This is a genomic window from Lysinibacillus sp. A1 (assembly GCF_000801965.1).
In the GTDB taxonomy this organism is placed as follows: Bacteria; Bacillota; Bacilli; order Bacillales_A; family Planococcaceae; genus Lysinibacillus; species Lysinibacillus fusiformis.
In genome coordinates this window covers 237237-249970 of the sequence record NZ_JSZM01000001.1, presented here as the reverse complement: position 1 = coordinate 249970, position 12734 = coordinate 237237, and the positions used below count along the sequence as shown (strand labels likewise).

Sequence of the window (12734 nt, the reverse complement as noted above, 5' to 3'; positions counted from 1 at the left end):
CTCACTCCTTCTTATTGTTGAACTTAATGACAACTAATGAAATAATCAGAAGGGCCGATGTGTACCCGATGGAAATCAGCATATCTTGATTGAATTCAAATGTCTGATTCCAAATTGAGATGTAAATATTATTTAAATGATAGAATGGGTTTACATAAGATACATACTTCACAAAATTCGGAAGACTTTCCACTGGAACAGAGAAGCCGCCAGTGAACATAACAATTTGGAACAATACAATAGATAAAATAAGTGCTGTTTTTACTTCCTTAAAGTTTGAATAAATTGCGTGAGAATAAACCAACATCACCGCATTAATTAGTAATAAGCTTACATATGACATCAAAAAATTAACAATTGAAAGCTGCAAATCATAAACTAGTAAGCCAATCAAAGTGATTAAGAAAAATCCTGCTGTAGCTATAATAAATGACTTAGCAATACTGGACATGAGAAGAATTTTATCAGTGATCGGCGTAATGAAAAGTCTTTTTTCAATACCAGCTGCACGATTCATTACCTGATCAAAACCAAAGGCAAAAAATACAACTGAAAAACTAATGAGGACAATAAACGAAGGTGTATACATTTGAACATAGTTCATTCCTCCGCTATAGGTTGCATTACTGAACATTTGTCCCATTAAAATATATGTGACAGGCGGCACAACAACCGTAAAGACTAAATAAAACAACTCTCTAAAGAACATTTTTAAGTCATATTTAATTTGTGTTAATAACATATTTACTCCCCCTTATTTGGCAATTTTATCGAGATAAAAGCTATTAATAGATTTATGACCGGATTTCAGAATATTTTCTGGTGTATCGAATACTTCGGTTACACCCTCATTAATGAAAAGAACTTTATCACAATAGAGTTCGATTTCATCCATATAATGAGTCGATAAAATGACTGTACTGTCATTTTTCTTAATATATCCTGTAATACTTTCCCATAATATGTTTCGCATATGAGGGTCCAGTCCGGTAGTCGGTTCATCCAAAATAATCAAACGTGGTTTAGAAGAAAAAGCGATTGCTAGACTAACCTTTTGCTTCCAGCCTCCAGATAAATTATCGAAGAATGTATTTAAATGCTCCTGCAATTCAAACTCCTCAATAATTTCATTCAGATCTACTTTGCTACCATAATAAGATCTAAAAAGATCTAGTAATTCTTTTACTTTTAATTTTTTATAAAACTGTGTAGGTTGCAATACTGCGGATATATTGCTTTTAATTTTTCCAAGCTGTGCTTGATCAATTTCTTTTAAATTATTACCAAAGACAACAACCTTCCCGTCATTAAAATCCTTAATGGTCATTAAAATTTCTAAGAATGTTGATTTCCCAGCTCCATTTTTACCGATAACACCAATAATCTCACCTTTTTCAGCAATAAAATCTATTCCTTTTAGAACAGCCTTTTTCCCATAATTCTTCGTTAGTTTTTCTACCTTTACATTAAAGTTCTGCATCGTTCACCCTCCTAATTGTCAATCGTATATTCCACAACATATTCCCTAAGCTCATTTTTAAATTCAGGTAACACCTCTTCGATAAAGAACGTAGGATCTTCACTTTCTTCATTAGTAATTTCATTCATAAAATGTTTGAATAGTATGGGTACTGTAATATCAATAAACAATGGCTTCATCGCAGAAATTTCTTCACCCATACGATATTTCTTTAAAAAGAAAGTTTCTGGTAAATCTCTGTCTTGAAAATAGTTATTTATTAATGTATACAGTTCTACTTCATTTGCCGCATCCTTGCTTATACGCTCAATATCCTCGTGTTTGATATTCCACTTCTTCCTGTACATCACAATATTTTCAAAACTAATTCTTGGCATATCACTTCTCTTTTTCAAAAAGTAATTTATATCAAAGTTAATTCTTCCGCTTTGAAACAACAGTAGCAATACAGATAAAACACCTGGCAAGAACACTGGCACTAATGACGATTTATAGGCGACCCTTGCTTCATTTTTCTGATGGTCGAGCACTTTCAATTTTTTCGTTTTCTCATCATATCTAACCGAGAAATCTGATATATGAGGATACCCAACATCATGGAATCTCTGATTTCCAAACTCTAAATTTAATTTTTGTTTATAATTTCTATCATGAATACCGCCATTAAATCCAAACAGCTCTGTCACTTCATAATAATTTTTATCGTAATAATTTTTCCCTATATATTCTTGATACTGTGAATCAGTATTCAAATCCTTGAAGAAGTCTTTAAACCTGGATAAAAATTTCTCCTGACCGTCATAAATATCGTTTAAAATTACTTTCTCCTGAAAAAGCTGATAAAAGAATGTCATACTAAATTCATTGCCGTATTTAATATACTTAGGAATTCTTTTAGAGAAGGGCTTGATTAGTTCCTGAAAATCTATTTCTACATCTTGATTTTCATCTAAGTATTGGGAAAAGAATGCTTTAAATTCGTCTCTAAGATCATCCAAAATCTTTACTTCAGGTGCAATCGCATCATCATAGCGGTAATCCATGTCTTGGAAATAAGGGAAGAAGTATCTCAATTTTTCGAAGAATACATTGTTTAATAAATTGCTGTCAGATAAACTAATCTCCGAGTGCCCATATATTTTTTTATAAAGCGCAGCAACTTCGTATTGCACACGAATATTCACATCAAACAACAGTAAAAATGCCGTAATTTCTTCAAAAAAATGATTAGAAAATTTATTGTCAATATCTTTAATGCTGCTCTTATTACTTTGAGCATCAAACAAGATATCTTCATATAGAATCTCCGTACCAAAATTCGGAATAGTTTCACTCAAATTTTTAATAATATCCTCAATCTTTTTCCAAAGAACTATCCGCTCATTTGTATCTGCCTGCTCGAATTCCTTTTGCAATTCATTAATGATTTGCAGCTGGCATGATAGCTCTTCGCAAATATCGTGGTCTTTTAAATAGGAAATCATTTCTTCTACAAGATTTCTTTTAGCATTTACTGAAATTTTTTGTACTACGATTTTCGTGGAAACAAGCTTTTTAAATACATCCAACTCATGCCCCGAATAAAGATCATATTCACTTAGAAATTGAGCAAATTCTTTATAATACATCGTTTGCCCTTGTTTTTTCTTTAGAAATTGAATTACTTCTTCCGCAATCCCCATCTCAACCAGCTTATCTCTTGTTTCATATATTTTCTTAGATTGCGGTACATTCTCTTGCGTGACAAAAAAGATTTTAGAATTCCTTTGCCCAAATTTAGAAACATGGACTGGAATTTTTTCTAATGTATCGTTGTTCGTACGAATAACTTCCAAAAATATTCTAAAAAGTAGCGCATGGTTTAATTCGATGTTTGCCTTCTTTTTGATTAAAAATCGATTACCAGAAGAACCTGTTTGCGTAAGATAAGAAAACGGACTAGTCTTCATAGAGCTGCGCATTAACAAGTTGATAATAAAATTGTCCAACTTTTTTTCTTTTTTATTATGTGTTTGGACAGGTTTGGATAAATATTTTTCAATGTTCTTATAAATAGTTTGATTAAAAAATAAAACGGTCTTTTGCAGCTGCTCATCTGCTATTTCTCGTTGCAGAATTTCTCTTGACTTCAATACAGCTTCCTCATACCTTTGTTGCAGTGCTTCTTGGTACAACTCCAATTGATCTAAAAGCTCTACTAGTTGATTCAATAAAATTGGCCCTGAGTATTTCCTTAAACGAATGCTACGTAAATTATGAACATCCCGTTTCAGGTTCAATAGCTTTGGATCCTTTTGTAGAGAGAACTCTTCTTCAATTTGACTGACTACCATTTCCTTCTCTCTTTCAATTTTTGCATGAACATTATCAATAGCTTCTTTAGCAGACTGAATTTCCTTCGCTTTTGCTCTCATTTCAAAGTACCACTGATCAGAAGTATTGGTTCCTCGATAAATACTAAATGGATTTTGAGTAACGATTATAGTCAAGTCCTAACTCCTCCCTCCAAGTCATCCCTTTTTTACTTTCCACAATTCTGTAAGCCATATAAATATACTTTTGCTTCTTCAAAGCACTTATATTAAAGTAAGGTAATAGTAAATACAGCAGATTTACGGTAAATCTATAAGCCGTTGCCTCTGGATTTTCCATAAAGTTATTTTTCTTTGAATAGGCTACAAAATTCTTATGAAATTCATTTTTAAAATTCTTCTCTAATTCCTCAATAGTACGAGTCAATTCCGCTTTATAGTGATTGTCTAACAATTCATCCACCTGACTTAAACAACATCCATAAAACTCTGTAAAATAGTTAAACCATCTATTAATTATTGGAGAATGTGCTTTCTCTGCAGCTTCTAAACCTGATTGTTTTTCTAAATAAAATGTCTCAAATAACTTTTCGGTATATGGTTTCTCTTGCTTGGCAGAAAGCTCAAAGAAGCCCTGAACATGCGAGACAAACGAAAAGTAACCTTTATTATTATTTGTTTCATGATAGACATCTGAAATTCTTGAAAAAATAAGGGGAAACAGCTCCTCAACGCTAATGCTCTGTGCTTCTATATATTTTCGAGTATCCAATAGCAATGGGTAATGTCTGAATCGTTCGTTCATATATAAATTCGTTAATCGTTCATTATGAACAGGCAAATAATAAGGATATATGTCCATTTCCCCGTGTTCTCGAATAGCTCGTTCATTTTTCTTATTTTCTAAATTTGATAGCAATCGGGAGCTTTGCTCATATTTTTTCTTCACTTGATCAATATATGATTTATCCAATGGCTGTTCTTCGATTAGCTGGCTCACTCTTTTTTTCAAAGCGTCATATTCAGATTGTGAAATTTTATGTTTTGTAATCAACTGAATATGAGGTCCCCCCTCCCAGCCTTTTGACACAAAGTATTGATGTTTATCCCACAACTCATCAATAAGTAATAGCAATGATTGTTCTAATGAACTGTCATAGTTATAAATACAGGTTTGATACATGGCAACACACCCTTATGTATTTTTTCTTTAACAAGACAATGTTTGATTCTAAAAATTCATTTGTTCAATTCTTCATGGTTTAGCAGCTTCAAATAAAGAGAATTGGGCGGTTGTCACAAAATGTAGTTTCAACCGCTCCATTTTTTAAGTCATTAACAAGAACCACAGCATGATGTTGAGCCGCATGTAGATGATGCTGAACAACTTGTTGAGCCACTGCTTGCTGTTGTTTCTGGAATCGCTGACACCTCGTCTAAATCTAGTAATTCCACCTCTAAATCAAATTCTTTTGTAGTTACTTCCTGCGTATGCATCTCTTTTTTCATCCCTTGTTCCTCCCATAAATAGTAATTAGTTGTTTATACTATTTTTTGAAACCGACTCTACCTCTTCCAAACATTTATTAACAAGAACCACAGCATGATGTTGAACCGCATGTTGATGATGCCGAACAACTTGTTGAGCCACTGCTTGCTGTAGTTTCTGGGATCGCTGACACTTCATCCAAATCTAATAATTCTACTTCTAAATCAAATTCTTTTGCATTTACTGTTTGAGTAGTCATCTCTTTTTTCATCTTTAGTTCCTCCTAGAAATAGTGATTATTTGGTTTCTACAATAAAAACTTACTTCAATTTGCCCAAGTGAATTATTAACAAGAACCACAGCATGATGTTGAACCACATGTTGATGAGGCTGAACAACTTGTTGAGCCACTGCTTGCTGTTGTTTCTGGAATCGCTGACACTTCATCCAAATCTAATAATTCTACTTCTAAATCGAATTCATTTGCATTCAATTCTTTTTTTCTTAAGTCTTTTTCCATTTTTCATTTCTCCTTTCATTTATTTACATACACACTATAACTCGAGAATTCTAAGGTTATTCATTCCTTTCATACAAACTGCTCCTCTATACTTAGGTGTCCCTGTTAGCTAAATTAGGTGTGCAATTTTCTATCTTAACTGTCAATAAAATTTGTTATTTTCCTGATTGATGGCAATATAAACATGATTGATTTGAATGAAAAAAACCGCTTAAGCATTTTTCTTAAGCGAATTCTTCCATTCTATAGGAGATAACAGTCAACCATTCTCGCTAGATTAATTTTTATTAAACTCCAATATTTATAAATATAGAAACATTTAATGGTTAATAGACCTATGCAGGCTCAATAAAAGAATTAGAAAAGAAGGTAGATTTAATGAAACATATATATGCTTTTGAAAGTAAAGAGGATTTCTCCAAATTTCAGGGGATCATCGAGAGACTCACACAAAATTAAATATTCCAATATGAATTAGAACAAAATTATACTTTGAGGGATTTACCAAAAGGTATAGTTTGGACATCCGAAGAATTAGCTACAACTATATTTTCCCAAATTCCTATACCTGCCTTTACAAACAAGGATACGATTTATATTTCTCCTGACTTATCAGGTTGGAGGAAATTATTAGTTAGCCAGTTAGAAGGTCATGAGAATGATCATCCAAGTATTAAAGAGTTTTATGAAAATATGTCAGAAAATGATTTATTAACGATATTAGGACATGAATTAGCCCATCATTCAAATTTATTCATTGATGAGTTCGATGATGAGAGAGAGGACAGTATATGGTTTGAAGAAGGAATGTGTGATTATTTAGCAAGGAAATATTTATTGAATAGCGTTGAATTTAATAAAATTACTGAAATAGAATCAAAAATGATAGAAATATTTAAAACCAAATACGGCAATCATTCCTTGGATGAGTTTGGAAATTTTAGTTATCAGGGAGGTTTAACGAGTATAATGTTTGATTATTGGCGTAGTTTTATAGCTGTCAAATATTTAGTAGAGGTACGTGCAAATAATGATGTGATGGTAGTTTTTGATGAATACCATAAATGGGATAAAGAAGGTAGGAAATTGCCATTAACGCAGTATTTTAACATAGATTCCTTATTCGACTAACGTGTATGATGAAGTTCATACACGCCAGTCCTTTTGGTATAGGGGATTTCTGTCTTACATTGGCTCAAGGTTTTACCTTAGTTACTGATAGATGAAATCTACATAAAAAAGTTCAGCCAGAAAACTCTGGCTGAACAATATCATACGAAGGACCCCATTCTTTTAAATCCGAACAGGTTCCTAAGTGTGTAATTACCATTTCACATTGTTTTTATGATTTTTAAATAAACATATTCTGTATTATTAAGGGCTTTCCAACTACTCACAAAATTCAAAAGCAGCATTAAAATTCCAAATAGTACAAATAAAACCATATAATTACCCGAGAAAAATAAAACAAACGCTGCAACTAATAATACTATCATCAATACGATAGTTAAAACTTGCCATCTCCCGTACTTCTTTTCATCCACACACTCGACCTCATAATAATTGAATATTCTTCATATTCAATTATGTATTATTTTACCATGTTTTAATATTTTACTCAAACTTCATGGAGGGAGCCTCTTTAAAGGATTCGCCTACTATTGAAACTTACTTCTGACACAATATCTTATTTCTCAAATAATATGAATTCTAGAAAACCAGTAATATAGGACTTCTATTTCAAGCTTTTTCTTCTATCTATGGGTTCTCACATATCACTAAATTTCCATTTCTACACCAGATTAACATATATTGTGTTACAATCGCTATACAGAAATATTTAAAACCATGTAGAAGAAGGAATGAGAATTCTATGAAATTGTTAAGAACGATTTGGGGTATATTATTGTGTATATATGGAATCGCTTTATATCTAAAATATTTCCAAATTGTCAGTGAAGGATGGAAAATAGTCCTCACTCTATTATCAGGGAGTTTATGTATTTTAGGAATTATATTAATGTTTAAAGCAATACAAAAGAAAGAATGATCTTTAAGCTTATCAGAGAATCAAAATTGTAGTTGTTAAAGATAAATCCTTTTGCTATGCATATACGCCCTACTTTATACTCACGAACAGATTTACAACACCCATTAAAATACTTACTCATTCTTTTAAAGGCTAGTGCTACACTCCCTAAACCATTTAAAAAAACTATCGTAGGATTCTCAGCACTTCCCCAATTAAAAACATTATCGTTATTCAGCTAAATCAATTCTCCCATACTTGACTACTTATAATATTCCATAAATAGAAATAATATATCTTTATTGTAAAGTAACCTCCTTACATTTGTATAACAAATTTTGCTAAATTTAGCAATATGACCCTGGCCCTATCCACAGCTGATGTATCCGAATTGAATTGCTATTCTAATTGTTGCCATTATCCCACATCTTTTCGAGATAATAAAAAGCATCCTATTTTTAATTAAAGGATGCTTTAATAAATTATCGTATATTTATTTGGACTTTATCTTCTTCTTTCTCCATGAAGATACTTATACTTTCTGAAGCCCCCACTACATTATCCGGCATTTCGATAGCAACAAACCCTTTAGCAGTTGATAAAGGGCGCACATTTTCGTGATGTAAATCACCATCCATTAAAGTTAAAGAAACTTCATAATCATATTTGTCGTTAAAAACAGCTTTTATAGACGCTCCATCCCTTGGTTTCATTAACTCATCAGCTTCTGTTCCATTGTTAATAACGTTAAAATTCAGTATTAAAAACTTGTTTCCTTCATTAGCTTCAGTTGAAACCGATTCTCTTATAATAGTCTTGTTAAATTCAAACGACTCCAAAGTAACTTCCCAATCTTCTAATTTAAAAGTTTCACCAATTTGTTTAAGTTCGAATTCTTCATTTTTTTGTTCTTCCTTTGATTCTTCTTCAAACTTTTCGTCTATTTTATCTTTACTTGTTTCATTTGCTAATGAGTTACTTGTAGGATTACTTCCACACCCAGCTAAAAACAGACAGAACATAAATAGATAAATAAATGTTCTTTTCATTTAAATCGCTCCTATACATAAATATACATATTATAGTGAGATTTCACTATACTCTTAAGTTTAAAATAGAATAAACACCCATTAGGTGCTCTTCAACTTACTTGTTGGCATTTTCATTTAAAGCCTCTGGATAAACCATAGTATCAAATACTTTTCCACTTGATTCATCTTTAAAATTTATTGTGACATTATAATCTTCTACGTCCGCACCGTTAAATAATTGATAGTACATACCTGCTAAAGCTAGCCCAAAAGACGCTAATGCATCGAAACTACCCTCATACTTTTCTTTATTTACTGTGAGTGTAAACTCAGAAAATGATTTGTTATAAGCTACATCATTTATAGAAGCAAAATCTTCGCTTGTTTTAAGTTCTTCTACACTTTTTACAATTCTTTCTTTTAAATCCTTCATCATTTCTTTGTGCTTGGATTTTGACATTTTATAAGTTAAAGAACCATCATCATTCTTAATGACGTCCTTAATTCCACTATTTTTTGCCTCAGAAATAATAGTATCTACGTCTTGCCCCATGTATAATGTAGCTGGTATTGTGACTTCAACATTTAAAAGACCTTTATCAACTTTTAATGGCTCTTCGGATGCTTTATCAGCACCATCTGTTTTCTTACCACTTTCATCACTCTGGTTACAAGCTATTAACAAAATACTTAGTAGCAATGTAAGTGGTATAATAAGAATTTTTTTCATTTTTTTCAATCTCCCTTCTTCACAAATATACATGGATAATGAAGGAATTTCTAATACTATTTTCATATTTATACATTTGTTTAAATCCACAATAACAAATACCTTCAATGATCGACCAACTTCAATAAATCAATGTTGGGAGCGTTAGAAGAAAAAAAACCGATTTACCTAGAATTCCGCTACTTATGAAGGTGAGCACCTGAAAGTTCAAACTCACTTGGGATGTTAAAATTAGGACAACAATGAATACCTATGGCATTTATATGAAACATATCACGGACACCTTGTTCACACTTTGGGCACCATTTATAAATTAAACAATTTGAATTAAAACAAAAAGCCTTACAACCGTTGTGGCTGTAAGGCTTTGTATGACGTCCCAGGAGGGATTCGAACCCCCGACCGACGGCTTAGAAGGCCGTTGCTCTATCCTGCTGAGCTACTGAGACATGATGTCGTTTCTTATGTATTCCATAGGAAGGACAATACTTATTATATGTATTATATGGCGTAATGTCAACATTAATTTTACTATGTAGGCAAGGTTTCCCTCATCTATGTTTTATCATATGTTGTCGCCATATAGATTATACCATTTTTTTGCCTTATCGATAGGTTGAACATGAAAATTTTTGTTAAAATATTGGCTAGAAATCAATGGGAGGTATGTAGATGTTTAAGGATGCTGTTGTAGTTGTGACTGGTGGTGCACAAGGAATAGGCAAGGGCATTGTGCTAGCGTATGCACGACAGGGTGCGAAGGTCGTTATTGCTGATATCAATAAGGGATTAGGTCAGCAATTAGAGACGGATTTGGTCGATCAGGGCTTCTCTGTCATCTTTGTTCATACGGATGTGGCGAAGGAACAGGATATTGTTTCATTGATGCGACGAGTGGTCGAACAATATGGGGCGATTCATATATTCATTAATAATGCTGGAAAGTTTCATCATACATCCCCTTATGATATTACGTGGGAGGAGTGGAATGATCTCTTGCAAACAAATTTAACGAGTGCCTTTTTCTGTGCAAGGGAGGCTGCGAAAGTGATGAGGCACAATGCCAAAGGTGGCTCGATTGTATGTCTAGCCTCTACACGAGCTGAAATGTCTGAACCTTTTACTGAAGCCTATACCGCTACAAAAGGTGGGATTGTGGCATTGACTCATGCTTTAGCACGATCGTTTGGTCCTGATCAGATTACTGTGAATTGTATTTCGCCTGGGTGGATTGAGACTGGCAATTATGAGGAGCTTCGTCCGATTGACCATGAGCAGCATTTGTCAGGGAGAGTGGGTGTGCCAGAGGATATTGCTCAAGCATGTCTTTATTTAACAAATCCGTTGAATGATTTTGTTACGGGTATTAACATAACGGTTGACGGTGGGATGACGAAGAAAATGATGTACGAGGATTGATGCTATATCTCCTTGCCTTCTTTGTTTTCATACATAGAGCTACCTGGGAGTATGCTAGTGTAGGAAAAAGAATGAAAAGGAGTGAGGTTTTGTACCCTTATTCAAATGGCTTTTCATTAAGCCAGTTGTATCAATCCCCCTCTACGCAATACACAGCACCGATTCGTCATTTTTTACGTTCAGCTGATAATCGACGCTGTATTAGTAAAGCTGAGGCGGATTATATGGCGATGAATCGGCTACTGTGGATGGAGCATGTGAATTGGACACGGATGACGATTATTAGCATCGTTTTCAATTTGCCCGATTTACCCTTTGTACAGCAGCGTTTGTTACGAAATGCAACCGATTTAGGGAATTGCCTCCGTCCCTTTTATGGTGACTCTATAGCGGATCGATATGCAGCTTTAATTAAAGAGCATCTTGTGATTGCAGCTCAGTTAGTGACTGCTGCTACTAAAGGAGATACAGCGAGGGCTGAGGCAAAAGAGAGAGATTGGTATCGTAATGCTGACGATATTGCACAATTTTTGCATACGATCAATCCTTATTTAAGTATGGAGGCCGTACAAAAGATGTTTTATATGCATTTGGCTTTAACAAAGAATGAAGCCGTGACCATGATTCAAAAAGATTATCAAGCCGACGTGGACATATTTGATGAAATTGAGGCTGAGGCACTTGCCATGTCAGATATGATTGCCGGCGCTATTGTCATGCAATTTTGTTATCTCTTTTAAAATATCTCTCCCTTACAAAAAACAAGGTCTATTTTTGGATAGATCTTGTTTTTCGTTGTTCAATCACTGGAGTAAAAACTTTTGCCTCTTTCGCCTTTGCATAATGTGCAATGGGTCGTGTCCCCTGAAAGGTTCCCTTCATAAAAGAAGCTAACGTATTGCTTTGAATCTTTATTTCAGCTTGTTGTAATTCCCACGGTGTATGTTGAATATCAATACGAAACAATGTATCGTTCCATTTTGCCCATGAATGGTAACGTTCTACAAGCCATTGGTCAAAATTAGTTTGAGTGTTGTTCCCTATTGTATAGGACACCCTCAATCTTTCATCCAATGTTTTGTAATAGCTCGTATAGGTGTTGTCATTATCCCTTTGCTTTCCTACAATTTTTGAGTATCGATAGGGTAAGCTGACTAATGCTGTTATTTTTGAGAAGACATAATTGGTCACATCTAAATGAAAAAAATAGATTCCTTTCTTGCCCCCATATTCTACATATGTTCGTACATTCAATTGTAAGGAAGTATTCAAGCCAGGAATGGGTGGTAGAAATCGCAAGCGATGCCCATGGACTTTAAAAAGTACCGCACTTACCCAGGCATCCTCTGCGAATAGATCTAGCGTCAGTTCTGGAGGTATATGTTTTTCTAATTCTGGGGGTGATACTGGCCAATGTAAAAATAGGACATCCTGCCATGTCTGTGCTATTATCCACATAGTAAAACTCCTTTCTATGCCCATTTTTTCCTAGAAAGGAGTTATTCAAACAATATAGCTATTTTTGATTCTGCTCAGCCGCTTCTATTTCTACATAGCGATAATATAAATTTCGTAATTCAGATTCTTTAAATAACCCTAGATGACTTTTAAGTTGTGGATGTACTAAAATGCCATGTGTTCGTAGCTCTTTTACAAACCAACCTTTTGAATATTTATGCACCGAATCCATTCTCCTTTACCTTTATTCATACATAGGGTATGCG

15 protein-coding genes and 1 tRNA gene are annotated in these 12734 nt (G+C 33.7%); 3 read left to right on the top strand and 13 right to left on the bottom strand.

Annotated features, from left to right (window positions below; genetic code table 11):
- Position 1: 1 nt before the first annotated feature.
- From PI85_RS01125 to PI85_RS23710, 7 genes are all read right to left on the bottom strand, one after another.
- Positions 2-742, bottom strand: a complete 741-nt coding sequence (locus PI85_RS01125) for an ABC transporter permease (protein ID WP_036119391.1) — start codon at positions 740-742, stop codon at positions 2-4.
- Positions 743-754: 12 nt separating this feature from the next.
- Complete coding sequence (locus PI85_RS01120; RefSeq protein WP_008179401.1) at positions 755-1480, bottom strand: ABC transporter ATP-binding protein; 726 nt, start codon at positions 1478-1480, stop codon at positions 755-757.
- A gap of 11 nt (positions 1481-1491) precedes the next feature.
- Positions 1492-3969 (bottom strand): lanthionine biosynthesis protein, encoded by a 2478-nt coding sequence (locus tag PI85_RS01115; RefSeq protein WP_036119394.1) that lies wholly within the window; start codon positions 3967-3969, stop codon positions 1492-1494.
- Positions 3938-4975: a hypothetical protein gene (locus tag PI85_RS01110; RefSeq protein ID WP_036119397.1), complete on the bottom strand. Its 1038-nt coding sequence runs from the start codon at positions 4973-4975 to the stop codon at positions 3938-3940. The genes PI85_RS01115 and PI85_RS01110 overlap by 32 nt, the downstream gene beginning before the upstream one ends.
- Positions 4976-5127: 152 nt before the next feature.
- Positions 5128-5301 (bottom strand): thiazolylpeptide-type bacteriocin, encoded by a 174-nt coding sequence (locus PI85_RS23720; RefSeq protein ID WP_008179397.1) that lies wholly within the window; start codon positions 5299-5301, stop codon positions 5128-5130.
- A gap of 77 nt (positions 5302-5378) precedes the next feature.
- A complete protein-coding gene (locus tag PI85_RS23715) occupies positions 5379-5552 on the bottom strand; it encodes a thiazolylpeptide-type bacteriocin (RefSeq protein ID WP_008179395.1) in 174 nt (57 codons plus the stop codon).
- A 75-nt stretch (positions 5553-5627) separates the two neighbouring features.
- Positions 5628-5801 (bottom strand): thiazolylpeptide-type bacteriocin, encoded by a 174-nt coding sequence (locus PI85_RS23710; RefSeq protein ID WP_080709115.1) that lies wholly within the window; start codon positions 5799-5801, stop codon positions 5628-5630.
- A gap of 492 nt (positions 5802-6293) precedes the next feature.
- Between PI85_RS23710 and PI85_RS01105 the strand changes: the two genes are divergently transcribed.
- Positions 6294-6932, top strand: a complete 639-nt coding sequence (locus PI85_RS01105) for a hypothetical protein (RefSeq protein ID WP_082011529.1) — start codon at positions 6294-6296, stop codon at positions 6930-6932.
- A 200-nt stretch (positions 6933-7132) separates the two neighbouring features.
- Here the strand turns inward: PI85_RS01105 and PI85_RS01100 are convergent, their stop codons facing one another.
- The 4 genes from PI85_RS01100 to PI85_RS01085 all read right to left on the bottom strand — a co-directional run bounded on the left by PI85_RS01100 (position 7133) and on the right by PI85_RS01085 (position 10040).
- Positions 7133-7345 carry a hypothetical protein gene (locus tag PI85_RS01100; RefSeq protein WP_144422569.1) on the bottom strand — a complete coding sequence of 71 codons (213 nt, stop codon included), beginning with the start codon at positions 7343-7345 and terminating at the stop codon, positions 7133-7135.
- Between the two features lie 967 nt (positions 7346-8312).
- Positions 8313-8879 (bottom strand): DUF4352 domain-containing protein, encoded by a 567-nt coding sequence (locus PI85_RS01095; protein WP_052323419.1) that lies wholly within the window; start codon positions 8877-8879, stop codon positions 8313-8315.
- A gap of 97 nt (positions 8880-8976) precedes the next feature.
- A complete protein-coding gene (locus PI85_RS01090; protein WP_036127304.1) occupies positions 8977-9591 on the bottom strand; it encodes a hypothetical protein in 615 nt (204 codons plus the stop codon).
- A 375-nt stretch (positions 9592-9966) separates the two neighbouring features.
- Positions 9967-10040 (bottom strand) — tRNA-Arg (locus PI85_RS01085).
- A gap of 223 nt (positions 10041-10263) precedes the next feature.
- Here PI85_RS01085 and PI85_RS01080 point away from each other — a divergent pair.
- Both PI85_RS01080 and PI85_RS01075 read left to right on the top strand, forming a co-directional pair.
- The gene (locus PI85_RS01080; RefSeq protein ID WP_036119399.1) at positions 10264-11010 is read left to right on the top strand and encodes an SDR family NAD(P)-dependent oxidoreductase; all 747 of its coding nucleotides are present in this window, start codon (positions 10264-10266) and stop codon (positions 11008-11010) included.
- Between the two features lie 71 nt (positions 11011-11081).
- A complete protein-coding gene (locus tag PI85_RS01075) occupies positions 11082-11750 on the top strand; it encodes a hypothetical protein (protein ID WP_235318439.1) in 669 nt (222 codons plus the stop codon).
- Positions 11751-11778: 28 nt separating this feature from the next.
- Here the strand turns inward: PI85_RS01075 and PI85_RS01070 are convergent, their stop codons facing one another.
- On the bottom strand, positions 11779-12468 hold the full coding sequence (locus PI85_RS01070) for a YqjF family protein (protein ID WP_036119404.1): 690 nt from the start codon (positions 12466-12468) through the stop codon (positions 11779-11781).
- Positions 12469-12526: 58 nt separating this feature from the next.
- On the bottom strand, positions 12527-12700 hold the full coding sequence (locus PI85_RS23705; protein WP_191967662.1) for a DUF2639 domain-containing protein: 174 nt from the start codon (positions 12698-12700) through the stop codon (positions 12527-12529).
- Positions 12701-12734: the final 34 nt, after the last annotated feature.